23 protein-coding genes and 3 tRNA genes are annotated in these 24,319 nt (G+C 71.3%); 25 read left to right on the top strand and 1 reads right to left on the bottom strand.

Annotated elements, in window-relative coordinates:
• Window positions 1-56: 56 nt before the first annotated feature.
• The 6 genes from CRP29_RS09050 (at window position 57) to CRP29_RS09025 (ending at window position 2,847) form a co-directional block, all read left to right on the top strand.
• Window positions 57-129, top strand: a tRNA-Thr gene (locus CRP29_RS09050).
• A gap of 58 nt (window positions 130-187) precedes the next feature.
• A tRNA-Met gene (locus CRP29_RS09045) sits at window positions 188-261 on the top strand.
• 104 nt (window positions 262-365) lie between these two features.
• Window positions 366-530 carry a 50S ribosomal protein L33 gene (rpmG, locus tag CRP29_RS09040; RefSeq protein ID WP_040338575.1) on the top strand — a complete coding sequence of 55 codons (165 nt, stop codon included), beginning with the start codon at window positions 366-368 and terminating at the stop codon, window positions 528-530.
• 33 nt (window positions 531-563) lie between these two features.
• Entirely contained in the window at window positions 564-1,004 is a 441-nt protein-coding gene (locus CRP29_RS09035) for an FAS1-like dehydratase domain-containing protein (RefSeq protein ID WP_097194671.1), read from the top strand.
• A complete protein-coding gene (locus CRP29_RS09030) occupies window positions 1,001-1,429 on the top strand; it encodes a MaoC family dehydratase (RefSeq protein WP_097194670.1) in 429 nt (142 codons plus the stop codon). Before CRP29_RS09035 ends, CRP29_RS09030 begins: the two co-directional genes overlap by 4 nt.
• A complete protein-coding gene (locus CRP29_RS09025; RefSeq protein ID WP_097194669.1) occupies window positions 1,426-2,847 on the top strand; it encodes a M1 family aminopeptidase in 1,422 nt (473 codons plus the stop codon). The genes CRP29_RS09030 and CRP29_RS09025 overlap by 4 nt, the downstream gene beginning before the upstream one ends.
• Here the strand turns inward: CRP29_RS09025 and CRP29_RS09020 are convergent.
• Window positions 2,844-4,100 carry a pyridoxal phosphate-dependent aminotransferase gene (locus CRP29_RS09020; RefSeq protein ID WP_097194668.1) on the bottom strand — a complete coding sequence of 419 codons (1,257 nt, stop codon included), beginning with the start codon at window positions 4,098-4,100 and terminating at the stop codon, window positions 2,844-2,846. The genes CRP29_RS09025 and CRP29_RS09020 overlap by 4 nt on opposite strands.
• A 266-nt stretch (window positions 4,101-4,366) precedes the next feature.
• Here CRP29_RS09020 and CRP29_RS09015 point away from each other — a divergent pair.
• The 19 genes from CRP29_RS09015 to rpoB all read left to right on the top strand — a co-directional run bounded on the left by CRP29_RS09015 (window position 4,367) and on the right by rpoB (window position 24,290).
• Window positions 4,367-4,442 (top strand) — tRNA-Trp (locus CRP29_RS09015).
• A 67-nt stretch (window positions 4,443-4,509) separates the two neighbouring features.
• Entirely contained in the window at window positions 4,510-5,025 is a 516-nt protein-coding gene (secE, locus tag CRP29_RS09010) for a preprotein translocase subunit SecE (protein WP_097194667.1), read from the top strand.
• A gap of 40 nt (window positions 5,026-5,065) precedes the next feature.
• Window positions 5,066-5,935 (top strand): transcription termination/antitermination protein NusG, encoded by an 870-nt coding sequence (nusG, locus tag CRP29_RS09005; protein WP_097194666.1) that lies wholly within the window; start codon window positions 5,066-5,068, stop codon window positions 5,933-5,935.
• Between the two features lie 43 nt (window positions 5,936-5,978).
• Window positions 5,979-6,407 (top strand): 50S ribosomal protein L11, encoded by a 429-nt coding sequence (rplK, locus tag CRP29_RS09000; protein ID WP_097194665.1) that lies wholly within the window; start codon window positions 5,979-5,981, stop codon window positions 6,405-6,407.
• A gap of 88 nt (window positions 6,408-6,495) precedes the next feature.
• Window positions 6,496-7,215: a 50S ribosomal protein L1 gene (rplA, locus tag CRP29_RS08995; RefSeq protein WP_097194664.1), complete on the top strand. Its 720-nt coding sequence runs from the start codon at window positions 6,496-6,498 to the stop codon at window positions 7,213-7,215.
• Between the two features lie 316 nt (window positions 7,216-7,531).
• Window positions 7,532-8,146, top strand: coding sequence for a 50S ribosomal protein L10 (gene rplJ / locus CRP29_RS08990; protein WP_097194663.1), 615 nt, complete (start codon window positions 7,532-7,534; stop codon window positions 8,144-8,146).
• Between the two features lie 17 nt (window positions 8,147-8,163).
• Window positions 8,164-8,553, top strand: a complete 390-nt coding sequence (rplL, locus tag CRP29_RS08985) for a 50S ribosomal protein L7/L12 (RefSeq protein WP_097194662.1) — start codon at window positions 8,164-8,166, stop codon at window positions 8,551-8,553.
• A 316-nt stretch (window positions 8,554-8,869) separates the two neighbouring features.
• Complete coding sequence (locus tag CRP29_RS08980; RefSeq protein WP_097194661.1) at window positions 8,870-9,991, top strand: ABC transporter ATP-binding protein; 1,122 nt, start codon at window positions 8,870-8,872, stop codon at window positions 9,989-9,991.
• Window positions 9,988-10,803, top strand: a complete 816-nt coding sequence (locus tag CRP29_RS08975) for an MlaE family ABC transporter permease (RefSeq protein ID WP_245852660.1) — start codon at window positions 9,988-9,990, stop codon at window positions 10,801-10,803. The genes CRP29_RS08980 and CRP29_RS08975 overlap by 4 nt, the downstream gene beginning before the upstream one ends.
• The gene (locus CRP29_RS08970) at window positions 10,803-11,669 is read left to right on the top strand and encodes an MlaE family ABC transporter permease (protein WP_097194902.1); all 867 of its coding nucleotides are present in this window, start codon (window positions 10,803-10,805) and stop codon (window positions 11,667-11,669) included. The genes CRP29_RS08975 and CRP29_RS08970 overlap by 1 nt, the downstream gene beginning before the upstream one ends.
• A gap of 7 nt (window positions 11,670-11,676) precedes the next feature.
• The gene (locus tag CRP29_RS08965; protein ID WP_097194660.1) at window positions 11,677-13,050 is read left to right on the top strand and encodes an MCE family protein; all 1,374 of its coding nucleotides are present in this window, start codon (window positions 11,677-11,679) and stop codon (window positions 13,048-13,050) included.
• Between the two features lie 8 nt (window positions 13,051-13,058).
• The gene (locus CRP29_RS08960; RefSeq protein WP_097194659.1) at window positions 13,059-14,105 is read left to right on the top strand and encodes an MCE family protein; all 1,047 of its coding nucleotides are present in this window, start codon (window positions 13,059-13,061) and stop codon (window positions 14,103-14,105) included.
• Window positions 14,105-15,136, top strand: coding sequence for an MCE family protein (locus CRP29_RS08955; RefSeq protein WP_097194901.1), 1,032 nt, complete (start codon window positions 14,105-14,107; stop codon window positions 15,134-15,136). Before CRP29_RS08960 ends, CRP29_RS08955 begins: the two co-directional genes overlap by 1 nt.
• Window positions 15,136-16,380 (top strand): MCE family protein, encoded by a 1,245-nt coding sequence (locus CRP29_RS08950; protein WP_097194658.1) that lies wholly within the window; start codon window positions 15,136-15,138, stop codon window positions 16,378-16,380. Before CRP29_RS08955 ends, CRP29_RS08950 begins: the two co-directional genes overlap by 1 nt.
• Window positions 16,377-17,645, top strand: a complete 1,269-nt coding sequence (locus tag CRP29_RS08945; RefSeq protein ID WP_097194657.1) for an MCE family protein — start codon at window positions 16,377-16,379, stop codon at window positions 17,643-17,645. The genes CRP29_RS08950 and CRP29_RS08945 overlap by 4 nt, the downstream gene beginning before the upstream one ends.
• A complete protein-coding gene (locus CRP29_RS08940; RefSeq protein ID WP_097194656.1) occupies window positions 17,642-18,928 on the top strand; it encodes an MlaD family protein in 1,287 nt (428 codons plus the stop codon). Before CRP29_RS08945 ends, CRP29_RS08940 begins: the two co-directional genes overlap by 4 nt.
• Before the next feature lie 49 nt (window positions 18,929-18,977).
• Entirely contained in the window at window positions 18,978-19,649 is a 672-nt protein-coding gene (locus CRP29_RS08935) for a hypothetical protein (protein ID WP_097194655.1), read from the top strand.
• A complete protein-coding gene (locus CRP29_RS08930) occupies window positions 19,642-20,451 on the top strand; it encodes a hypothetical protein (protein WP_141437093.1) in 810 nt (269 codons plus the stop codon). Before CRP29_RS08935 ends, CRP29_RS08930 begins: the two co-directional genes overlap by 8 nt.
• A gap of 341 nt (window positions 20,452-20,792) precedes the next feature.
• Window positions 20,793-24,290, top strand: coding sequence for a DNA-directed RNA polymerase subunit beta (gene rpoB, locus CRP29_RS08925; protein WP_097194653.1), 3,498 nt, complete (start codon window positions 20,793-20,795; stop codon window positions 24,288-24,290).
• Window positions 24,291-24,319 lie beyond the last annotated feature (29 nt).

Here is a 24,319-nt window from a genome sequence, read left to right as displayed (position 1 = left end):
CCCCCTCGCGAGCGCCCGGGAGCGCGCGAGGTACAGTCGTCGAGGCTTTCGAGCACGCCCCTTTAGCTCAGTCGGCAGAGCGTCTCCATGGTAAGGAGAAGGTCTACGGTTCGATTCCGTAAAGGGGCTCTGGAACACGTAAGCTGACCTACCGGTCCAGTCGCGAGACCGGGCCGCAGGTCGTCCCGGCGGTGTAGCTCAGCCTGGTAGAGCAAGCGGCTCATAATCGCTGTGTCACCGGTTCAAGTCCGGTCACCGCTACTCCCGACGGACCCCGCACTCCGGGGTCCGTCGTCACGTCGGCCCAGCCGGCGCGACAGCAGGATCCGGATCCGGGTCCTGACCCACAAGGCTAGGAGCACTCCATGGCAGCCACCGATGTCCGTCCGAAGATCACCCTGGCCTGCCAGGACTGCAAGAACCGCAACTACATCACCCGCAAGAACCGGCGGAACGACCCCGACCGGCTCGAGCTGATGAAGTACTGCCCGCGCGAGCGCAAGCACACGCTGCACCGCGAGACCCGCTGACCCAGCCGGTCGACGACGCGAGAGGGCGGGAGCATGGCGCTGGACCGGGCACTGGTCGGGCGCAGCTACCCGCCCTCCGCCGTCTACGAGGTCGGCCGCGCGAAGATCGCCGAGTTCGCCACCGCGGTCGGTGATCCCTCGCCGCTGTACCGCGACGCGGAGGCCGCCCGCGCCGCCGGTCATCCCGACGTCATCGCACCGCCCACCTTCGCCATCGTGGTGAGCCTCGAGGCGGCGATGGTCGTGCTGGACGACCCCGACGTCGCGATCGACTACGGCCGGGTGGTGCACGGCGAGCAGCGGTTCGCCCACCACCGCCCCATCCGGGCCGGTGACCGGCTGATCGCGACGACGACGATCGACGCGGCCCGCACCGTCGCCGGCAACGACCTGCTCACCGCCCGCGTGGACCTGGCCACCGAGGACGGCGAGGCCGTCTGCACGGCGACGTCGATGCTGGTGGCGCGGGCATGAGCGCCGTCGTGCGCCTCGCGGACGTCGAGGTCGGCACCGAGCTCCCCGAGCAGCGCTACCGGATCACCCGGGCCGACCTGGTCCGCTACGCCGGCGCCTCCGGCGACTTCAACCCGATCCACTGGAACGAGCGGGTGGCCACCGAGGTCGGACTGCCGGGCGTCATCGCCCACGGCATGTTCACCATGGCGCTGGCCGGGCGCGCGGTCACCGGCTGGACGGGCGATCCCGCCGCGCTCGTCGAGTTCCAGGTGCGCTTCGGCCGGCCGGTCGTCGTCCCGGACGACGACGCCGGAGCCGAGCTGACCGTCCGGGGCACCGTCGCCGCGCTGCTGGACGAGGGCCGGGTCCGCGTCGACCTCGCCGTCGGCAGCGCCGGCGAGAAGGTGCTCTCCCTGGCGCGCGCCGTCGTCCGCCTGGCATGACGGGGTCGCGGCGGCTCGCGGCGTTGTCCGTCGCCGGGCTCGTCCTGACCGGCTGCACGTCCTTCGCCGACACCCGCACTGCACCGACGGCGTCGTCAGCTCCGCCGTCCGCTGCCCGCGGCGACGACGGCGCGTGCACCGAGCGCACCGAGCCCGACCCGGACCGGCCGGTCGTCGCGCTGGACTTCCGGCTGGCCGACGACCTGCGCACCGTCACCGGCACGGAGACCGTCGTCTTCACCCCCGACCGCGAGGTCGGCGAGCTCGTGTTCCGGCTGGTGCCCAACGGTCCCGAGCTCGCCGAGGCCGGTTCCCGGCTCGTCGTGGACGAGGTCCGCGGCGACGACGTCGCCGGCTCCGGGTACGAGTCGTTCGGTGCGCCCGGAGCCGACGGCGGCTACGTCGTGACGCTCGACGAGCCGCTGGCGGCGGGGGAGAGCACCGAGGTGGAGCTGGACTTCACGCTCACCGTCGGCTCGGGCGGCTTCGACCGGGTCGGCGCCACCGACGGCGTCTCCTGGTGGGCCAGCGGGTTCCCGCTCCTCGCGTGGGAGCCGGGTGCCGGCTGGGCACGGGACCCGTACGTGGCCGTCTCCGGCGAGACCACGACCAGCCCCGCCGCCGACACGACGGTGCGCGTCTCGGCACCCGCCGGCCTCACCGTGCTGATGACCGGCGACCAGGCGGCGCCGACGCCCGTGGACGGCGAGGGACGCCGGACCTGGACCTCGACCGAGCCGGCGGCCCGGGACGTCAGCGTCGCGGTGGGCCGGTTCGCGACCGCCGAGCGGACCACGCCCGCCGGGATCCGGGTGACCACCGGCGCCCTCGCCGGTGCGGAGCCCACCGCCGACGAGCTCGCCGACGCGACGGTCGAGGCGATCGCGGACCTGGAGGAGTTCCTCGGCCCGTTCCCCTACGGAACGCTCACCGTGCCGCAGCTGCCCGACTACGGCGGCGGCATCGAGTACCCCGGTTCGATCCTGCAGGCCTCGCCCAGCCGGGAGGTGCTGGTCCACGAGGTCGCCCACATGTGGTTCTACGGGATGGTCGGGAACTCGCAGTTCCGCGATCCCTGGCTGGACGAGGCCTTCGCGACCTGGGCCGAGGCCGTGGTGCATCCCGCGTCCGCCGAGGACCTCGAGCGGGCCCTCGGCGTCGTGGGCGACGTCGGCGCCGCCATGGACGACTTCCGCAACCAGCGCCAGTACACCGCCCGCGTCTACGGCAAGGGCGGCGCAGCGCTGCTCGAGGCGCGGCAGCAGGCCGGCGCGGAGGCGTTCGATGCCGCGGTGCGCTGCTACGTCCAGGCCACCGCGTGGAGCATCGCCGACCCCGATGACGTCGCCGAGGCCCTGGGCGACCTGCCCGAGGCCCTCGACGTCCTCACCGGGGCCGGGGCCCTGGCCGGCGGCTAGTCGGCGCTGGTGAGCAGCCGCTGCATCCGGGTGACGCCCTCGACCAGGTCGTCGTCCCCGAGCGCGTAGGACAGGCGCAGGTAGCCCGGGGTGCCGAAGGCCTCGCCCGGGACGACCGCGACCTCGGCGAGCTCGAGGATCAGCTCGGCCAGCTCGATGCTGGAGTTCGCCGTGCGGCCACCGATCGACCGGCCGAGCAGCCCCTTCACCGACGGGTAGACGTAGAAGGCGCCCTGCGGCTCGGGGCAGGCGACCCCGGGGATCTCGCGGAGCATCGAGACGATCAGCTTCCGCCGCCGGTCGAAGGCCTCACGCATGGTGGCCACGGCCGAGAGGTCGCCGGTGAGCGCGGCCACCGCTGCGGCCTGCGAGACGTTGGCGACGTTGGAGGTGGCGTGCGACTGGAGGTTGGTCGCGGCCTTGACCACGTCCGCGGGGCCGACGATCCAGCCCACCCGCCAGCCGGTCATCGCGTAGGTCTTGGCCACGCCGTTCACCACGACGCAGCGGTCGGCGAGCTCCGGGACGACGACGGGCATGGAGGGGGCGGTCACCCCGCCGTAGGTCAGGTGCTCGTAGATCTCGTCGGTGAGCACCCAGAGCCCGGCGTCCAGCGCCCAGCGGCCGATCTCCTCCACCTGCTCGAGCGGGTAGACCGCTCCGGTCGGGTTCGACGGCGAGCAGAACAGGAGCACCTTGGTGCGCGGGGTGCGGGCGGCCTCCAGCTGGGCGGCCGACACCAGGTAGCCGCTCTGCTCGTCGGCCACGACCGGCACCGGGACGCCGCCGGCCAGGCGGATCGCCTCGGGGTAGGTGGTCCAGTAGGGCGCGGGGAGCAGCACCTCGTCGCCCGGGTCGAGCATCGTGGCCAGCGCTTCGTAGACCGCCTGCTTGCCGCCGTTGGTGACCAGCACCTGGGCCGGGGTCACCTGGAGGCCGGAGTCGCGGGCGGTCTTGGCGACGATGGCGTCCTTGAGCGCCGGCAGGCCGCCGGCCGGAGTGTACCGGTGCATCGCCGGCTGGCGGGCCGCGGCGATCGCGGCCTCGACGATGTAGTCCGGGGTCGGGAAGTCCGGTTCCCCGGCGCCGAAACCGATCACCGGCTTGCCCGCCGCCTTGAGCGCCTTCGCCTTGGCGTCGACGGCGAGGGTGGCCGATTCGGCGATCCCCGCGATGCGACGGGAGATGCGCCGCCGGGCGGGCGGTAGCTCGGAGGACGACGGGATGGGCGAGTCCGGAGACACGGCGGTCATGCCCCTATCGTGTCAAAGGTCGGGGCGTCGTGAGCGGGCCGCCCGCAGCGCTTCCGGGGAACGTCCGCATCCGCCCTCCGGGCACGTCCGCATCCGGCGTCCGGGCAGGTTGGCCTCGGCCCTCCGCAGTCCCGTACACTGGCGGCCCTGGGGTGGTCGACCCCGCCACCGGCGTGCCCCGGAACCTCCCGAGGTCGTGGCTGCCGTGGTGAGGTGGACGGTCCCGGGTCCGGTCCGGGCTCTCGATGTCCCGGGGGCCGGGCTCTAGGGGTGTAGCTCAATTGGCAGAGCAGCGGTCTCCAAAACCGCAGGCTGCAGGTTCAAGTCCTGTCACCCCTGCCACGACAGACCAGGCACGGCCGACCGCCCCCGCCGGGGACGGCACCCACCACGAGGCGAGCGAGGCGCAGTGAGCGAGAAGCCGGAACGCGGGGACGACACCCCCGACGTCCCCGACGCCGAGCTGACCGACGAGCAGCTCGACCGCGAGGCTCCGGGCGTCGACGACGCCGCCGAGCTCGAGGCGGCCGAGGATGCCGTGGCTGCCGACGCCGCGTCCGACGAGGACAAGGTCGTCACGACCCCGGCCCGCCGCCGGGGCGGTCGGATCACCGCCGGCGAGGACGACGACGAGCCCGCGGAGGCCGGTTCACGCCGCGCCGCCCGCACCGCCGCGGGCGTCGGTGGAGGCACCCGCTCGCGCGCCGAGGCCGAGCGGGCCCGCGCCGAGCAGATCCGCCAGAAGCGTTCCATCGGCCGCTTCCTGCGGGAGGTGATCGCCGAGCTGCGCAAGGTCATCTGGCCGGGCCGCCGTGAGCTGATCACCTACACGACCGTGGTGATCGTCTTCATGGCGGTCATGGTCGCGCTGGTGGCCGGGATGGACCTGCTCTTCTCCCGGGGCGTGATCGCCGTCTTCGGCTGACCTCCGCCCCGCCCGCCCATCCGACAAGGAAGAGATCTCTGTGACAGACCCCCGCGAGCCCGACGAGCGCGACAGCTCGGTCGAAGGCATCGACCTGGACGACGCCCGCCTCGAGGCGCGCGGCACCGCCGACGTCGAGACCGGCGCCGGTGAGACCGGCGCAGCCGAGGGCTCCAGCGACACCGCCGACCTCGAGCTCGACGCCGAGAACCCGGAGGCCGACGCCGCCGAGGAGTCCCCCGTCGCCGCCGAGGAGCCGGTCGCCGCCGAGGAGCCCGTCGCGGCCGAGGAGCCGGAGGACGAGGACCCGGCCGAGGCCATGAAGAAGGCGCTGCGGATCGCCCCCGGCGACTGGTACGTCGTGCACAGCTACGCCGGCTACGAGAACAAGGTGAAGACCAACCTCGAGGCGCGCATCCAGTCCCTCGACGTGGAGGACTACATCTACCAGATCGAGGTGCCCACCGAGGAGGTCACCGAGATCAAGAACGGCAAGCGCGCGCAGGTCAACCGCAAGGTGCTGCCGGGCTACCTGCTGGTGCGCATGGAGCTCAACGACGAGTCGTGGGGCGCCGTGCGCAACACCCCCGGCGTCACCGGGTTCGTCGGCGCGACGTCCAAGCCCTCGCCGCTGACCCTCGACGAGGTCGTCAAGATCCTCGTCCCGGCCACCGCCCCGCAGGCCGCCCGCACCGCCGGCGGCGACGCGGCACCCGCTGCCGCTGCGCCGGCCGCTCTCGTGGACTTCGAGGTCGGCGAGTCGGTCACCGTGATGGACGGGCCGTTCGCGACCCTGCCCGCCACGATCAACGAGATCAACGCCGAGCAGCAGAAGCTGCAGGTGCTGGTCTCCATCTTCGGCCGCGAGACGCCCGTCGAGCTGTCGTTCAACCAGGTCAGCAAGATCTGACGCCCAGCGGCGCCAGCTGATCCACCACCGATAGAAGGAAGTCATGCCCCCCAGGAAGCGGTTGACCGCGGTCATCAAGCTCCAGATCAAGGCCGGTGCGGCCACCCCCGCCCCGCCCGTCGGTCCGGCGCTCGGCCAGCACGGCGTCAACATCATGGAGTTCTGCAAGGCCTACAACGCCGCCACGGAGTCGCAGCGCGGCGACGTGGTCCCGGTCGAGATCTCGGTCTTCGAGGACCGGTCGTTCACCTTCGTCACCAAGACGCCGCCGGCCGCGCGCATGCTGCTCAAGGCCGCTGGTGTCGAGAAGGGCTCGGGCGAGCCGCACAAGACCAAGGTCGCCACGGTCACCCGTGACCAGGTCCGCGAGATCGCCACCACCAAGATGGTCGACCTCAACGCCAACGACCTCGACCAGGCCGAGCGGATCATCGCCGGCACCGCCCGTTCGATGGGCATCACGGTCGTCTGACCGAGCACCACCCCAGCACCTGTGGGAGGGCCACGCCTGGCCCGGCAACCACACCATCCCCGGCGACGTCCGGGGGAGAGGAACCACCATGGCGAAGCACGGCAAGAAGTTCCGGGCCGCGGCCGAGAAGGTCGACCGGGACAACCTGTACTCCCCGCTCCAGGCCGCCGCGCTGGCGAAGGAGACGTCGACGACGTCCTACGACGCCACCGTCGAGGTCGCGATGCGCCTCGGCGTCGACCCGCGCAAGGCCGACCAGATGGTCCGCGGCACGGTCAACCTGCCGCACGGCACCGGCAAGACCGCCCGCGTCATCGTCTTCGCGACCGGCGACAAGGCCGCCGAGGCCGAGGCCGCCGGCGCCGACGTCGTGGGCTCCGACGACCTGATCGAGAAGATCCAGGGCGGCTTCCTGGACTTCGACGCCGCCATCGCGACGCCGGACCAGATGGCCAAGGTCGGCCGGATCGCCCGCATCCTCGGCCCCCGCGGCCTGATGCCGAACCCGAAGACCGGCACCGTGACCCCCGACGTCACCAAGGCCGTCAACGACATCAAGGGCGGAAAGATCAACTTCCGCGTCGACAAGCAGGCCAACCTGCACCTGGTGATCGGCAAGGCCTCCTTCGACCAGGACAAGCTGGTCGAGAACTACGCGGCCGCCCTGGACGAGGTGCTCCGCGCCAAGCCGTCCTCGGCCAAGGGTCGCTACGTCAAGAAGGTCACCATCTCCACGACGATGGGCCCCGGCATCCCGGTGGACCCGAACCGCACCCGCAACATGCTGGTGGACGAGCCCACCAACTGATCCACCGCACTCCCGGAGGCCCCGCAGCGCACGTCGCTGCGGGGCCTCTGTGCGTCCCGGGGCCGGCATCGCGTACTCTTGGCCGCGTTCCCCCCAAGACCGTTGGTCGTCGCACGTCCGCGTGCGATCGAAGGTCCCGGAGATCCGGGCGACCCGCGCAGGAGGACGGTTCGATCAGCGGTGCCGCGGCACGAACAGCGCGCATCCCGCTCCTCGCCCCGTGCGCCTGCGCCGGGGCGTTCCTCGTCTCCGGGGCCACCCGATCGCCCGCGTTCGCGCGATGGCCAGTGGTCGCCCGACAGACGAGAGGAGGCCCATGCCCACGCAGGCGAAGGCCGCGGTGATCGACGAGATCACCGAGCGGTTCCAGAGCTCGAGTGCGGCGGTGCTCACCGAGTACCGCGGGCTGACCGTGGCGCAGCTGACCCAGCTGCGTCGTTCCCTCGGTGCGGGCAGCACGTACGCCGTCGTCAAGAACACCCTGACGAAGCGGGCCGCGGACTCGGTCGGTTACTCCGACCTGGCCCCGCTGCTCAACGGCCCCACGGCGATCGCCTTCATCGAGGGCGACCCGGTCGAGGGTGCCAAGGCGCTCCGCGACTTCGCGAAGGCCAACCCGCTGCTCGTCGTCAAGGGCGGCGTGGTCGACGGCCGCACGGTCGACGCCTCCGAGGTCACCCGCCTCGCCGACGTCGAGCCCCGTGAGGTCCTGCTGGCCAAGCTGGCCGGCGCGATGAAGGGCAACCTGACCAAGGCTGCCGGGCTGTTCCAGGCCCCGCTGTCGCAGGTCGCCCGCCTCGCCGCCGCGCTGCAGGAGAAGAAGGCCGCCGACGCTCCGGCTGCCGAGGCTCCTGCCGCTGACGACGCACCTGCTGCTGACACCACCCCCGAGACCGACGCTGCCGCCGCCGACGCGGCCAGCGACGACTGACCCAGAAGGAGATCGACATGGCGAAGCTTTCCAGCACGGAGCTGCTCGACGCGTTCAAGGAGATGACGCTCCTCGAGCTGTCCGACTTCGTGAAGCAGTTCGAGGAGACGTTCGACGTCACCGCCGCTGCCCCCGTGGCCGTCGCGGCTGCCGGCCCCGCCGGTGGCGGCGCTGCCCCCGAGGCCGCTGCCGAGCAGGACGAGTTCGACGTCATCCTCGAGGCTGCCGGCGACAAGAAGATCCAGGTCATCAAGGAGGTGCGCACGCTGACCTCCCTCGGCCTCAAGGAGGCCAAGGACCTGGTCGACAACGCGCCGAAGCCGGTCCTGGAGAAGGTCGCCAAGGACGCCGCGGAGAAGGCCAAGGCCGCCCTCGAGGGCGCCGGCGCCACCGTCACCGTCAAGTAACACCTTCCCCGGCCTGGCGCCGGGGACAGCACCACCAGCACGGCAGCAGGGGCCGTCCTCCTCCGGGAGGGCGGCCCCTGTCGCGTCCCCTGAGCGGGGGAACGCGGCGCACCGCAGGAGGAATGCATGGAGACCGGGGTCACGTGAAAGCCGTGACACTCGTAACCTCTTGGCCGCGTGGTCGTTACCGACGAGTAGTCAGTGTGCGCACGGCTTCTCCGGATGCGGAGGTGGCGGTGAGCCAGCACACTGCCGGGGCTCGTCGATGCGGCGGGACGGGGACCCGGTACCAGTACCGGAGCGGGAGGCGGGGAACGTGGGCGTCGCAGTCGAGGTCGAGGGTCTGTCGAAGTCGTTCGGCAGCCAGAACATCTGGAGCGATGTCACCCTGACCCTGCCGCCAGGGGAGATCTCCGTCCTGCTCGGTCCCTCCGGCACGGGCAAGTCGGTGTTCCTGAAGTCGCTGGTGGGCCTGCTGAAGCCCGAGCGGGGCTCCATCGTCATCAAGGACACCGACATCGTCCGGACCAGCGAGCACAAGCTCTACGAGATCCGGAAGCTCTTCGGCGTGCTGTTCCAGGACGGCGCCCTGTTCGGGTCGATGAACCTGTTCGACAACATCGCCTTTCCTCTGCGCGAGCACACGAAGAAGAGCGAGTCCGAGGTCAAGTCCATCGTCCTCGAGAAGATGGACATGGTCGGTCTGCAGGGGGCCGAGGGGAAGCTCCCCGGCGAGATCTCCGGCGGCATGCGCAAGCGCGCCGGGCTCGCCCGTGCCCTGGTGCTCGACCCCGAGATCATCCTGTTCGACGAGCCGGACTCCGGTCTCGACCCGGTCCGTGTGGCCTACCTCAACCAGCTGATCGTCGACCTGAACGCGCAGATCGACGCCACCTTCCTGATCGTCACCCATGACATCGGCACGGCGCGGACGGTCCCCGACAACCTCGGCCTGCTGTTCCGCAAGAACCTGGTGATGTTCGGCCCGCGCGAGCAACTGCTCACGTCGCAGGAGCCGGTGGTCCGGCAGTTCCTCAACGGCCGCCGCGAGGGGCCCATCGGGATGAGCGAGGAGAAGGACGTCGCCCAGGTCGAGGCCGAGATGGCCGCCCTGGAGGCCCGTGGCGGCGACTCGCACAACGGCGTCGGCCCCAAGGGTGCCAGCGGTGGTGAGGCCGTCCCGCCGCAGCTGACTCCCTCCGAGGGGCTGCCCGAGCGCCAGGCCGAGCGGCGCCGGCAGGAGCGTGTCGCGCGCATGCTGCACGAGTTCGACGACACCACGCAGGCCGCCATCCGTCAGTCGCTGCCCGAGGAGCTGCTGGCGCAGGCGGACGCGGGCGTCTTCGCTCCCACGCGGGGCGAGGGTGGGCGGCACTGGGCGCCGGAGGCGGGTTCCTCCGCCACGACTGTCCTGCCTCGGTCGGGCGGCAGCTCGTGAGCACCGGTGAGGAGCCGAAGGCGCCCGGCCTCCTGGACGGGCGCTTCTCGCCCACCCGACCGTTGGCCGCCAGCGGCAACCTGTTCGCCTTCGCGCTCGACGTCCTCAAGGCACTGCCCAAGCGGCCGTTCCAGCTGCGCGAGTTCATCCAGCAGGCCTGGTTCGTCGCGAGCGTGACGATCATCCCCACCGCGCTGGTCGCGATCCCGTTCGGCGCGGTGATCGCCCTGCAGCTGGGGTCGCTCACCCGGCAGCTGGGTGCCCAGTCGTTCACCGGCTCGGCATCGGTCCTCGCCGTGCTCCGCGAGGCCAGCCCCATCGTCACCGCCCTGCTCATCGCCGGGGCGGGTGGCTCGGCCATCTGCGCCGACCTGGGGGCCCGCAAGATCCGCGACGAGATCGACGCGATGGAGGTCCTGGGCATCAGCCCGATCCAGCGCCTCGTCGTCCCCCGGGTGCTGGCCGCCATGCTGGTCGCGACCCTGCTCAACGGGCTGGTCAGCGTCGTGGGGGTCGCCGGCGGCTACTTCTTCAACGTGGTGCTCCAGGGCGGGACACCGGGCGCCTACCTCTCCTCGTTCAGCGCGCTGGCCCAGATCGAGGACTTCTGGGCCTCGGAGTCGAAGGCGCTGGTCTTCGGGCTCATCGCCGGCATCGTCGCGTCGTACAAGGGGCTCAACGCAGGCGGTGGCCCGAAGGGCGTCGGTGACGCGGTGAACCAGTCCGTCGTCATCACCTTCATCCTGCTGTTCGCCGTGAACCTCGTCATGACGGCGATCTACTTCCAGCTCGTCCCGCCGAAGGGGTCGTGATGGCGCTCTTCTCCCCGGTGGACCGGGTCAAGGTCGGCCTGCGACGGCTCAAGCGCGTGGGCAGTCAGCCGCTGGACACGCTCGAGAACCTCGGCGACCAGCTCGGCTTCTACGGCCGCGCGCTGGCGTGGACCCCCCGCACTCTGCGGCGCTACAAGAAGGAGGTCATGCGGCTGCTGGCCGAGGTGACCTTCGGGACCGGCGCACTGGCGGTCATCGGCGGAACGGTCGGCGTCATCGCCGCCCTGTCCTTCTTCACCGGCTCCGCCGTCGGCCTGCAGGGCTACGCCGCCCTCGACCAGCTGGGCACGTCGGCGTTCACCGGCTTCCTGTCGGCCTACTTCAACACCCGCGAGATCGCCCCGCTGGTCGCCGGGGTGGCGCTCTCGGCGACGGTCGGCTGCGGATTCACCGCGCAGATCGGCGCCATGCGGATCAACGAGGAGATCGACGCCCTCGAGGTCATGGGCGTGCCCTCGCTGCCGTTCCTCGTGACCACCCGCATCATCGCCGGCTTCATCGCCGTCATCCCCCTCTACGTGCTGGGTCTGCTGACCAGCTACTTCGCCACCCGCACCGTCGTCACGCAGGTGTACGGGCAGTCGGCGGGGACCTACGACCACTACTTCAACCTGTTCCTGCCCCCGGAGGACGTGCTCTGGTCGTTCCTCAAGGTGATGGTCTTCGCCGTGGTGGTCATCCTGACCCACTGCTACTACGGCTACCGGGCCAGCGGGGGCCCGTCGGGCGTCGGCATGGCGGTCGGCCGGGCGGTGCGCTTCTCCATCGTGGCGATCAACGTCATCGACCTCTTCCTGTCGCTGGCCATCTGGGGCTCGACCACGACCGTCCGGATCGCGGGGTGACCGGCCGATGAGCAGGAGCAAGGTGATCCGCACGCGCCTGCAGGGCGTGGCGTTCCTCGCCGTCCTCGTGCTGCTCCTCGGCCTGGCCGTGGCGCAGTACAACAAGGCGTTCGCCGACGTCGTCCGGGTGACGCTGGAGGCGGACACGGCCGGCAACCAGCTCCAGGCGGCCTCCGACGTGAAGGTGCGCGGCGTCATCGTCGGCGAGGTGCGCGACGTGGAGGCCAGTGCGGACGGCGCCGTGATCGAGCTCGCGATCGATCCGGAGCACCTCGAGCAGATCCCCGCCGACGTGACCGCACGGCTGCTGCCCAAGACCCTCTTCGGCGAGCGCTTCGTGTCCCTCGAGCTGCCGGAGAACCCGAGCGCGGAACGGCTGGCCGACGGCGACGTCATCGGCCAGGACCGGACGAGCAACGCCATCGAGCTGCAGCGGGTGATCGACGACACGCTGCCGCTGCTCCAGGCGGTGCAGCCCGAGGACCTCGCCTTCACCCTGGGTGCCGTCGCGGACGCCGTCCGCGGCCGCGGTGACCAGCTGGGCGCGAACCTGGCCGCGACCGGCGAGTACATCGGGGAGCTCAACACCGTGCTGCCCGAACTGCAGGCGGACATCTCCGGCGTGGCCGACTTCGCCGAGACCTACGAGGGCGCCGCCGACGACCTGCTGGCCGTGCTGGACAACCTCGCCGTCACCAACACGACCGTGGTCGACCAGGAGGAGCAGCTGCGCCGCACGTTCACCGTGGGGACCAGCTCCTCCAACGTGGCCGCGGGCTTCCTCGAGCGCAACGAGCGCAACCTCATCTCGCTGGCGGAGACGTCCCGGCCGGTGCTCGGGCTCTTCGCCCAGTACTCGCCGGTCTACCCCTGCCTGCTCGACGGGCTGGCCTCCTCGGTCCCCCGCATCGGCGAGACCTTTGGCACCGACGGCGACCCGGCGCTGAACCTGAACATCGTGTTCACCCTGCCGCCGCGCAACCCCTACGTCCCGGGCGACCAGCCGATCTACGCCGACACGGCGGCGCCCGACTGCCGCGGCCTGGACGACATCGAGGGAGAGATCGCGCAGGCGCAGGCGGGGGAGTACTACTGCCCCTACCCGCCCCTCGACGGCATCGAGTCGCCGGAGAGCGAGCTGCGCGAGGAGCCGGTCTGCTACGAGGGCGGCGCCGACGACGGCGGCAACCCGAACAACGTGCCCGGTCGCGCGCGGGCGGGGAAGTCGCTGCCGGACGTGCTCGCCGGGTCCTCGGCCGAGCTCGACTTCGTGCGCAACATCCTCGCGGTCCAGACGGGCGACGCGCCCGGTGACGTGTCCGACCTCGGTGCCGCGACCCTGGCGCCGGTCCTGCGGGGGAAGAACGTGATGTTCCGATGAGGGGTCAGATGAGAGGCCTCGGCGCACCGCTGATCAAGCTGATCGCGTTCGCGCTCGTCACGACCATGGCGGCCTACGTGCTGATCACGACCATCACGAACGCCGGCTACGGGGAGCAGCTGACCTATCGGGCCCAGTTCACCGACGTCGCCGGGCTGGTCGAGGGCGACGAGGTGCGCATCGCCGGCGTCCGCGTCGGCCAGGTGGTGGGCATCGGGCTGGCGGAGGAGACCGAGCGCCCGGTCGCCGAGGTGGAGCTGGAGGTGGGCGAGTCGGTGCCGCTCCCCAGCAGCGTCGAGGCGACCATCCGCTTCCGGAACCTCGTCGGCCAGCGGTACATCGCACTCACCGAGGGCGAGGGCGCCGGTGGGGACACGCTCGAGTCCGGAGCGGTGATCCCGGTCGCGCAGACGACGAACGCCCTCGACCTGACGATCCTGTTCGGGGGCTTCCAGCCGCTGCTGCAGGCGCTCTCGCCGGAGGACGTCAACCGGGTGTCGTTCGAGATCATCCAGGTCTTCCAGGGGGAGGGCGGGACCGTGGAGAGCCTGCTCGGGCACGTCGGCTCGCTCACCAACAGCCTGGCCGACCGAGACCAGGTGATCGGCAGCGTCATCGACAACCTGACGACCGTCATGGGGACCCTGGCCGCCCGCGACGAGCAGCTGTCGGGGCTGGTGGTCAGCCTCCAGGAGTTCGTCACCGGTCTGGCGGGCGACCGCGAGGTCATCTTCGACTCCCTGGCCACCATCGACCAGCTGGCCACGGCCACCAGCGGCTTCCTGGAGGACGCGCGCGCTCCGCTGACCGCCGACATCAAGGCGCTGGACGACCTGTCCCGCAACCTCGGCGACACCGGCGACGTAGTCGAGCGCTTCCTGCAGACCGTGCCGGCCAAGCTCGACCTCACCACCCGGACGGCCATCAACGGCAGCTGGTTCAACTTCTTCCTGTGCCGGGCCGGCGGCACCGTGACGCTGCCCGCGACCCCGCTCGGCGGGGCACCGGTGGCCCAGACGTTCGAGTTCGAGAGCGGCGCGGAGGGGTGCAGCTGATGGCTCGCCGGTCCACGAACTTCCGAGACCGCAACCCGGTGATCGTCGGGGCGGTCAGCCTCAGCGTGATCGCCGCCGTCGTGCTCCTCACGTTCAACGCGCAATCGCTGCCGCTGATCGGCGGAGGAACCGTCTACGAGGCGCAGTTCTCCGAGGCCGCCGGCCTGCAGGCCGACGACCCGGTCCGGGTCGCCGGGGTCAAGGTGGGCAACGTCGAGAGCCTCGCGCTCGAAGACGGGGCGGTCACCGTGGAGTTCCGGGTGAAGGACGCCTTCGTCGGAGACCGCTCCGAGGCGGCGATCAAGATCGAGACCGTCCTCGGCGCCAAGTACGTCGCGCTGGTGCCTCGGGGATCGCAGGAGCTGGACCCCGACGAGCGCATCCCCCTGGAGCGGACGGCGTCGCCCTACGACGTCATCGAGGCCTTCGCCGACCTCTCCACGACGGTGCAGGACATCGACACCGGTCAGCTCGCGGCCAGCTTCGAGGTGCTGGCGGACACCTTCGCCGAGACCCCCGAGGAGGTGCAGACCTCGCTCCAGGGTCTTGCGCGCCTCTCGGACACCATCGCCTCGCGGGACGCCGAACTGCGCCAGCTGCTCTCCTCGACCCGCCAGGTCACCCAGGTCCTCGCGGACCGCAACGGGGAGTTCACCCAGTTGATCCTCGACTCGAACACGCTGCTCACCGAGGTGCAGGAGCGGCGCGAGCTCATCGACTCCATCCTGGAGACCACCCAGGAGCTCGCCGGCCAGCTCTCCGGCCTCGTGGAGGACAACCGCGAGGTGCTCACGCCGGCCCTGCAGCAGCTCTCCCGGGTCACCGAGATCCTGTCCCGCAACCGGGCCGCGCTGGCCGAGACGGTGAAGGAGCTGGCGCCCTTCGTCCGCGTCTTCACCAACACCCTCGGCAACGGCCGCTGGTTCGACAGCTTCGTCAACGACCTCGTCCCCACCGTCGTCGGCGCTGCCGTCTGCGGCGCGGCCAGCACCCCGCTGGCCGGCTGCACCCCGACCGAGGGAGGTCGCTGATGAGCGGCAGCCTGCAGCGCGCCGTGGCCCTGACTGCGGCGTTCGTGCTCCTCGTCGCCGTCGGGTGGACCGTCCTGCGCCCGGGCGGTCAGTACCGGGTGACCGCCTTCTTCGACGAGACGGTCGGCCTGTACCCGGGCTCGGACGTCCGGGTGCTCGGCATCGCCATCGGCACGATCGACGACGTGGTGCCCCTGGGCGACCAGGTACGCGTCGAGATGAGCATCGACGAGGACTACGACGTCCCCGCCGACGCCAACGCGATCATCCTGGCGCCCTCGCTGGTCTCCGACCGCTACGTCCAGTTCTCCCCGGTCTACGACGGGGGCGCCACGATGCAGGACGGCGCGGAGATCCCGCTGGACCGCACTGCCATCCCGGTCGAGCTCGACGCGGTGTACGGCGCGCTCGACGAGCTGTCGGCGGCCCTCGGCCCGACCGGCGCCAACGCGAACGGAGCGCTGTCCGACCTCGTCGACGTCGGGGCGGCCAACCTGGAAGGCAACGGTGACGAGCTGAACCGCACCCTCACCGGCTTCTCGCAGGCGGTCGAGACGCTCGCCGAGAACCGCGACGACCTGTTCGGGTCCCTGGAGAACCTCCAGACGTTCACCAGTGCGCTGGCCACGATCGACGCGCAGGTGGGCCAGTTCAACGACAACATGGCCGCGGTCGCCGACCTGCTCGAGGGGGAGCGCGCCGACCTCCAGGAGGCGGTCGCCCTGCTCAGCGATGCCCTGGGCGACGTGGCCGGCTTCGTGCGGGACAACACCGCGCTGCTGACGACCAACGTCGACCGCCTCGCGGACGTGACCCTCGTGCTGGTGCAGCAGCGCGCCAAGCTCGCCGAGGTGCTCGACGTGGCTCCGGCGGCGCTGAGCAACCTGGCCCGCGCCTACAACCCCGACTTCGGCACGCTGGACACGCGGGACAACGGGCTCGGCTCCCTCAACGCCGAGGTGGTCGTGTGCGGTCTGCTGGCACAGGCCGGCCGGATCGAGCTGCAGCCGCCCTTGCCGCTCCCCGACCTCACCGGTCCGCTCCGCGACACCGTCCAGGACGTCTGCTCGCGGCTGCTGTCCGGTGACGCGGACGCCAACGGCACCATCGACGACCTCAACGGCAACGGCGTCCCCGATTACGAGGAGCTGCGCAACGCGCTCCTCGGCGGGGGTGGCGGCGGCGGCGGAGGCGGCGGCGTCCTCCCGGGCCTGCCCTCGGTCCTCCCGGCGGGTGCCCCGTGACCGGCCGGTGGCAGCGGGCCGGCGCGCTCGCGGTCGGGGTGCTGCTCCTCGGCGGCTGCGGCTTCCGCGGCGCGTACTCGGTGAGCCTGCCGGGCGGTGCCGACCTCGGTGACGACCCGTACTCGGTGGAGGTCGAGTTCCTCGACGTCCTCGACCTCGTGCCCCAGTCCGGCGTGCGCGTCGCCGACGTGCCCGTCGGCCGGGTGGACGACATCGAACTGGACGAGAAGAACTGGACGGCGGTCGTCACCATCAAGGTCAACGGTGACGTGGACCTGCCGGCCAACGCGGTGGCGGCGATCCAGCAGTCCTCGCTCCTCGGCGAGAAGTACGTGGAGCTGGCCGCTCCGGGCAACGAGGAACCGCAGGGCCGCCTGGACGACGGGGCGCGGATCACGCTGGACCGCACCAACCGCAACGTCGAGGTCGAGGAGCTCCTCGGGGCGCTCTCGCTGGTGCTCAACGGCGGTGGGCTGACCCAGCTCCAGACGATCAACCGCGAGCTCGGGAACGCGCTGGAGGGCCGCGAGGCCGAGATCAAGGACACCCTGGACCAGCTGGACACCTTCATCGGGGGTCTGGACGAGCAGCGGGCCGAGATCAACCGCGCCCTCGACCGCGTCGACGAGCTCGCGGCCACGCTCGCGGAGCGGACCGCGACCATCGAGACGGCCCTCGACACCATCGGCCCGGGGCTCGACGTCATCAACGAGCAGCGCGGGCTGCTGGTGTCGATGCTCGAGGGCCTGGCCCGGCTCGGCGACGTCGGCACGCGGGTCATCGACGCGTCGGCGGTCAACACCATCGAGGACCTGAAGCTTCTGCAGCCGATCCTCAGCCAGCTCGCCGCGGCCGGCCCGGACCTGGCGAACTCGCTGGAGCTGCTGCTGACCTACCCGTTCCCCGACAGCTCCCTGTCGGCGCTGAACTACCGCCAGGCGCAGTCCGGTGGCATGGCGCTGTTCACGAACATGACCGCGACGGTCGACCTGGACCTCACCCAGCTCCTCTGCCGGTACGTCGTCGACCAGAGCGGCGCGCTGCGCGAGCTCCCGCTGACGGAGGCGCTGGGGCAGGGGAAGTGCGGTGCCGAGGGCGGGACGGCCTCGCCGGCCGGTGGCGGTCCCGCCCCGGCGCCCGCGCCGTCCCAGGGCGGCCTGCCCGGGCTCGGCGACCTCCCCGGCCAGGTCCTGGACCAGTTGCCGCAGGCCGACCAGGCGACCGGTCGCCCGGGTCTGCCCCTCGTCACGGAGGTGGGACCGTGATCGCCCGCGCGACCAGGATCAGGCTGATCGCCTTCGTCACGCTCTCCGTCGTGTCGATGGCCTACCTCGGCTTCACCTACGTCGGCCTCGACCGCGTCCTCTTCGGGGGCAGCTACGAGGTGGCGGCCGACTTCGAGCAGTCCGGCGGGATCTTCGTCAACGCCGAGGTGACCTACCGCGGCGTCGCCGTCGGCCGGGTCACCGACATGCAGGTCGTGGAGGACGGCGTTCGCGTGGTCCTCCGCATCGACCCGGACGCCGAGCCCATCCCCGCCGACACCGAGGCCGCGGTCGCCACCCGCAGCGCCGTGGGGGAGCAGTACGTCATCCTGCGGCCCACCGGCGAGGGGAAGCCCTACCTCGAGGACGGCGCGGTCATCCCCAAGGAACGCACCAGCACCCCCGTGCCGGTGGAGCAGATGCTGCTCAACCTCGACGGGCTGGTCGGGTCGATCGACCAGGACAACCTCCGGATCGTGGTCGAGGAGCTCGGGCGGGCCTTCGAGGGCGCCGGGGACGACCTCGGGCGCCTCATCGCCAACGGGGACCTGCTCCTGGCCCGGGCCACCGAGTCCCTCCCGCAGACCCTGGCGCTGATCACCGACGGCCAGACGGTGCTGGACACGCAGCGGGACAGCCGGTCGGCGATCCGCGCGTGGGCGGCGGACCTGCGCCTGGTCACCGACACCCTGGTCGACATGGACCCCGACCTGCGCGAGATCCTGGTTAACGCGCCCGACGCGGGGGAGTCCCTGCAGACGCTCGTGGAGGACGCCGGTCCGGGCCTCGGCTCGCTGGTCCGCAACCTCGACATCCTCAACGGGGTGACGATTCCGCGCCTCGACGGCGTGCGCCAGATGCTGGTCACCTACCCGGACGCGGTGACCGGAGGCTTCACCGTCGTCCGCCGCGACGAGGACGGCGTGCTGCGCTCGCACTTCGGGTTCGTGCTGAACGCGGGGGACCCGCACGCCTGCACCACCGGCTACGTGCCGAGCTCGTCCACCCCGACGCAGGGGGCGGTCGAGTCCGTCGACACCGACGCCGTCCGCTGCGGCGTCGTCAACGGTGTCGACCCCGCGCCCGGGGACGGCTACGACGAGAACGGGTCTAACATCCGCGGCGAGCAGAACATCGGCCGCGACGGCGGCCAGACCGGCGCCCCGCAGGAGGGTCCGGGCGGAGCCGGGGGCCTTCCCGCTGCGCCCGGTCCGCTTGCGCCGCTCACCGACCTGCTGGGCGGACTGGTCTCGGCCAGTCCCTTCTCCAGCGTCGCGGGGTGAGCAGGATGCCGACGCCCGACACCGCCCACCGACCTGGAGGAGTGCCCGCGTGACCAGCGATGCGCGGACCGGCGCGCGGGCCGGGGGAGCGACCGCTCCCGTTCCCGGCGACGGCGCCTCCGGCGTTCCGGCCGACGACCTCACCACGCGCGCGGCCGCCGACGAGCAGGGGACGGACGAGGCGGCAGGCGGCGGCGGGCCGTCGCGGACCGGACGGCTCGCCCGGCTGTCCATCCCGCTGCTGCCCGCACTCGCGGTCCTCCTGGTCCTGCTCCTCGCCGGGGTGGCCTTCCTCTGGTTCACCCGCCCCGGGGACTCCTCCGTCCGCACCGGCGAGTACGGGGCGGCGCTGCAGGCGGCGCGCTCCGGCATCGTGGACCTGACGTCGTTCGACTACCTGACCCTGGACGACGACATCGAGCAGATCCGCCGGATCGCGACCGGCGACCTGCGCGACGACTCGGTGTCCGAGCTCGAGGACCGGCGGCAGGAGATCACCGAACTGGAGGCCGTCGTCAACACCGAGATCATCGGTGCGGGCGTCACCCGTGCCGACACCGAAGACGCGACGGTCCTGCTGGTGATCCAGGCGACGCAGGAGAGCGCGGCGAGCGAGCAGGTGCAGGTCTCGCGGTACCGCCTCGAGGTGAACCTGGAGAAGTCCGGCGACCGGTGGCTCCTGTCCGGGATCACGGGAACGGGGTCCGCAGGCGATGAGTGACGACCGCATCCCCGACGAGCGCCCACGGTCCACGCCGCGCGCCCGCCCCACGGCCCCGCGCCCCAGCCCTGCTCCCCGGGCCCGCGTCGCCGGCAGCCGCCGCGACCGCGAGGACGCCGTGGAGCCGGCCCGTGCCGCGACGGCGGAGCTCCCGGCGACCGCCGGCGCGCCGGTGCAGGAGGACGCAGCGCCTGCGCCGACGCCGCGGGCCCGCTCGAGGCGCGCCCCGTCGTCCGCCGGCGCGGACGCCGCTGCCGGCACCGCCCGGCGCCGACTGCCGGCCGCCCTGCTCGTCCTGGCGCTGCTCTGCGTGGCGGCGGCCGCCGGTGCTGGTGTGCTGCTCTGGCAGAGGCTGAACCCCACGCACGTCGACCCGGAGATCGTCGCTGCGGCCCGCAGCGGCATCCAGGCGGTCTACGCCTACGACTACGAGGACTCCGAGGGCAGCGTGCAGGGCAAGCTCGACGCGCTCACCGGCGACCTGCGCGACCAGTACGAGCAGGACCTCACCGACGGCGGCATCATCAGCTCCTACGAGCAGGTCTCGGCCACGACCCGGTACGAGGTGCTCGACGTCGGCGTGCAGCAGGTGGACGACTCGCAGGAGTCCGCGACGGTGGTGGTCTTCGGCCAGTACGTGCTGAAGTCGGTCAACAGCGGCACCCAGCCGGCCCCCGAGGGTTCCGAGTGCCAGGTGACGCCCGAGGGGGCCCAGTCCTGCGTGCAGACGGTCCGGGCGACGCTCGTCGACGTCGACGGCGACTGGAAGATCAGCGAGCTCACGGTGCTCACCACGAGCTGAGCCCTCGGCGTGGCGGTCGGACACGGTCGGGCCGGCTGGCATCATGAGCGCACCGCCCCGGTGCGCGGACCGTGTCGCGCCTGCTGTGGCGCCGGTCGCACCGGTACCCCTGGCGTGGACATCACGCAACAGCAGGGGTAGGGTCTCCTGTTGCGCTGCCCTCTGACTGCCTGCCCGTTGAGACGGGTCACGACGGGTGCCCGGGAACCTACCGGGTGAACCCTCGCTGACCGTCGATCCGGGCGTCGCGGCCGTCGCGGACAGCCTCGCCATCACCGACGACGACCCAGGACGACCCGCACTCCCGCCCGCACGTCGTGAGGTCCTTGGAAGGACGCATCTTGGCAGGCTCTCGCCCCACCAGCATCAACCCCAGCACCACCGAGTCCGGCACCATCAGCACCGCCCCGCAGGACGGCCCCCGCACCGGCGAGGCCGACCAGCAGAAGATCCCCGGCGCCCCGCTGCGCGTCTCCTTCGCCAAGATCTCCGAGCCGCTCGCGGTCCCGGACCTGCTGGCCCTGCAGACCGCGTCGTTCGACTGGCTGATCGGCAGCCCCGAGTGGCGAGCGACGCTCTCCCCCGAGGAGCAGGAGGCCGCCGTCGGTGGTCTGGCCGAGATCCTCGAGGAGATCTCGCCGATCGAGGACTTCAGCGGCTCGATGTCGCTGTCCTTCTCCAACCCGCGCTTCGAGGACGTCAAGGCGTCCCTCGAGGAGTGCAAGGACAAGGACATGACCTACGCGGCGCCGCTGTTCGTCACCGCCGAGTTCATGAACAACACCACCGGCGAGATCAAGAGCCAGACGGTGTTCATGGGCGACTTCCCGATCATGACGAACAAGGGCACGTTCGTCATCAACGGGACCGAGCGCGTCGTCGTCTCCCAGCTCGTCCGCAGCCCCGGCGTCTACTTCGACAAGTCGCTGGACAAGACCTCCGACAAGGACGTCTTCAGCGCCAAGGTCATCCCCAGCCGCGGTGCGTGGCTGGAGTTCGACGTCGACAAGCGCGACACCGTCGGTGTCCGCATCGACCGCAAGCGCCGCCAGCCGGTCACCGTGCTGCTCAAGGCGCTCGGGTGGGGCGAGGACCGGATCCGCGAGCACTTCCAGTGGTCGCCCACAGTCCTGGCCACGCTGGAGAAGGACCACATCGCCGGGCAGGACGAGGCGCTGCTGGACATCTACCGCAAGCTGCGCCCGGGCGAGCCGCCGACGCGTGAGTCCGCGCAGGCGCTGCTGGAGAACCTCTTCTTCAACCCGAAGCGCTACGACCTCGCGAAGGTCGGCCGCTACAAGGTCAACAAGAAGCTGGGCGTCTCCGTGGCGCAGGGCACCAGCACGCTGACCGAGGACGACATCGTCGCCACCATCGAGTACGTCGTGCGTCTCCACGCCGGCGAGCCCGACCACGGCGTCGACGACATCGACCACTTCGGCAACCGTCGCCTGCGCACCGTCGGCGAGCTGATCCAGAACCAGATCCGGGTCGGCCTCTCCCGCATGGAGCGCGTGGTCCGCGAGCGGATGACGACCCAGGACGTCGAGGCGATCACGCCGCAGACCCTGATCAACATCCGGCCGGTCGTCGCCTCCATCAAGGAGTTCTTCGGCACCAGCCAGCTGTCGCAGTTCATGGACCAGACCAACCCGCTCGCGGGCCTGACCCACAAGCGTCGTCTGTCGGCGCTGGGCCCGGGCGGTCTGTCGCGTGAGCGCGCCGGCATGGAGGTCCGCGACGTCCACCCGAGCCACTACGGCCGCATGTGCCCGATCGAGACGCCGGAAGGCCCGAACATCGGCCTGATCGGCTCGCTGTCCTCGTTCGGCCGGGTCAACGCCTTCGGCTTCATCGAGACGCCGTACCGCAAGGTCGAGAGCGGCACCGTCACCGACCAGATCGACTACCTGACCGCCGACGAGGAGGACCGCTTCGTCGTCGCCCAGGCGAACTCCGTCCTCGACGGCAACCGGCTCTCCGAGGACCGCGTCCTGGTCCGTACCAAGGGCGGTGAGGTCGACTACGTCGCCCCCGAGAACGTGGACTACATGGACGTCTCGCCGCGGCAGATGACCTCGGTCGCGACCGCGATGATCCCGTTCCTCGAACACGACGACGCCAACCGCGCGCTCATGGGCGCCAACATGCAGCGTCAGGCGGTGCCGCTGCTGCGCAGCGAGGCCCCGCTGGTCGGCACCGGCATGGAGCTGCGTGCCGCCGTCGACGCCGGCGACGTCGTCGTGGCGGAGAAGGCCGGTGTGGTCGAGGACTCCACCGCCGACTACGTGACGGTCATGGCCGACGACGGCACCCGGCAGACCTACCGGCTGCTGAAGTTCCGTCGCTCGAACCAGGGCACCTCGATCAACCAGAGCCCCGTCGTGGACGAGGGCCAGCGGGTCGAGGTCGGCCAGGTCATCGCCGACGGGCCGTGCACCGACCAGGGCGAGATGGCGCTGGGCAAGAACCTGCTCGTCGCCTTCATGCCCTGGGAGGGCCACAACTACGAGGACGCGATCATCCTGTCGCAGCGCCTCGTGCAGGACGACGTCCTGTCCTCGATCCACATCGAGGAGTTCGAGGTCGACGCCCGCGACACCAAGCTCGGCGCCGAGGAGATCACCCGGGACATCCCGAACGTCTCCGAGGAGGTCCTCGCCGACCTCGACGAGCGCGGCATCATCCGCATCGGTGCCGAGGTCGTCCCCGGCGACATCCTCGTCGGCAAGGTCACGCCCAAGGGCGAGACCGAGCTGACCCCCGAGGAGCGGCTGCTGCGCGCGATCTTCGGCGAGAAGGCCCGCGAGGTCCGCGACACGTCGCTCAAGGTCAAGCACGGTGAGTCCGGCAAGGTCATCGGCGTCCGCGTGTTCTCGCGCGAGGACGGCGACGAGCTCCCCGCCGGCGTCAACGAGCTCATCCGGGTCTACGTCGCCCAGATGCGCAAGATCTCCGACGGCGACAAGCTCGCCGGACGCCACGGCAACAAGGGCGTCATCTCGAAGATCCTGCCGCAGGAGGACATGCCGTTCCTCGAGGACGGCACCCCGGTCGACATCGTCCTGAACCCGCTCGGCGTGCCCGGCCGCATGAACGTCGGCCAGGTGCTCGAGATGCACCTCGGGTGGATCGCCAAGCAGGGCTGGGACGTCGAGGGCACCCCCGACTGGGCGGCCAACCTGCCCGAGGCGGCCCGTTCGGCCGGACCGGGCACCCGCACCGCGACCCCGGTGTTCGACGGCGCCAAGGAGGACGAGCTCATCGGTCTCCTCGGCTCGACGACGCCGAACCGCGACGGCAACCGGATGGTCAAGGAGACCGGCAAGGCCCGGCTGTTCGACGGTCGTTCCGGGGAGCCCTTCCCCGAGCCGATCGCCGTGGGCTACGTCTACATCCTGAAGCTCCTGCACCTGGTGGACGACAAGATCCACGCCCGTTCCACCGGCCCGTACTCGATGATCACGCAGCAGCCGCTGGGTGGTAAGGCGCAGTTCGGTGGCCAGCGCTTCGGTGAGATGGAGTGCTGGGCGATGCAGGCCTACGGCGCGGCCTACGCGCTGCAGGAGCTGCTCACCATCAAGTCCGACGACATCCTCGGCCGCGTCAAGGTGTACGAGGCGATCGTCAAGGGCGAGAACATCCCCGAGCCGGGCATCCCCGAGTCGTTCAAGGTGCTGCTCAAGGAGCTCCAGTCGCTCTGCCTGAACGTGGAGGTCCTCTCCAGCGACGGCAACGCGATCGAGCTGCGCGACACCGACGACGAGGTCTTCCGGGCCGCGGAGGAGCTGGGCATCGACCTCAGCCGCCGCGAGCCGTCGTCCGTCGAAGACGTGTGATCGGCGGTCGGCCGGCCCCGCTGAGGCGG

This window comes from Blastococcus aggregatus (assembly GCF_900221005.1).
Lineage (GTDB): Bacteria > Actinomycetota > Actinomycetes > Mycobacteriales > Geodermatophilaceae > Blastococcus > Blastococcus aggregatus.
Note: the sequence above shows the minus strand (reverse complement) of the source record. Positions and strands in the feature narration are given on the sequence as shown.

Coding starts and splice junctions, on each gene's coding strand:
- CRP29_RS08950 (WP_097194658.1), top strand. CDS start 15,136: ATGAGCGGCAGCCTGCAGCGCGCCGTGGCCCTGACTGCGGCGTTCGTG.
- CRP29_RS09020 (WP_097194668.1), bottom strand. CDS start 4,100: ATGACCGCCGTGTCTCCGGACTCGCCCATCCCGTCGTCCTCCGAGCTA.
- CRP29_RS08960 (WP_097194659.1), top strand. CDS start 13,059: ATGAGAGGCCTCGGCGCACCGCTGATCAAGCTGATCGCGTTCGCGCTC.
- rplJ (WP_097194663.1), top strand. CDS start 7,532: ATGCCCACGCAGGCGAAGGCCGCGGTGATCGACGAGATCACCGAGCGG.
- CRP29_RS08955 (WP_097194901.1), top strand. CDS start 14,105: ATGGCTCGCCGGTCCACGAACTTCCGAGACCGCAACCCGGTGATCGTC.
- rplL (WP_097194662.1), top strand. CDS start 8,164: ATGGCGAAGCTTTCCAGCACGGAGCTGCTCGACGCGTTCAAGGAGATG.
- rpmG (WP_040338575.1), top strand. CDS start 366: ATGGCAGCCACCGATGTCCGTCCGAAGATCACCCTGGCCTGCCAGGAC.
- CRP29_RS09030 (WP_097194670.1), top strand. CDS start 1,001: ATGAGCGCCGTCGTGCGCCTCGCGGACGTCGAGGTCGGCACCGAGCTC.
- CRP29_RS08970 (WP_097194902.1), top strand. CDS start 10,803: ATGGCGCTCTTCTCCCCGGTGGACCGGGTCAAGGTCGGCCTGCGACGG.
- CRP29_RS09035 (WP_097194671.1), top strand. CDS start 564: ATGGCGCTGGACCGGGCACTGGTCGGGCGCAGCTACCCGCCCTCCGCC.
- CRP29_RS09025 (WP_097194669.1), top strand. CDS start 1,426: ATGACGGGGTCGCGGCGGCTCGCGGCGTTGTCCGTCGCCGGGCTCGTC.
- CRP29_RS08965 (WP_097194660.1), top strand. CDS start 11,677: ATGAGCAGGAGCAAGGTGATCCGCACGCGCCTGCAGGGCGTGGCGTTC.
- rplK (WP_097194665.1), top strand. CDS start 5,979: ATGCCCCCCAGGAAGCGGTTGACCGCGGTCATCAAGCTCCAGATCAAG.
- CRP29_RS08930 (WP_141437093.1), top strand. CDS start 19,642: ATGAGTGACGACCGCATCCCCGACGAGCGCCCACGGTCCACGCCGCGC.
- rplA (WP_097194664.1), top strand. CDS start 6,496: ATGGCGAAGCACGGCAAGAAGTTCCGGGCCGCGGCCGAGAAGGTCGAC.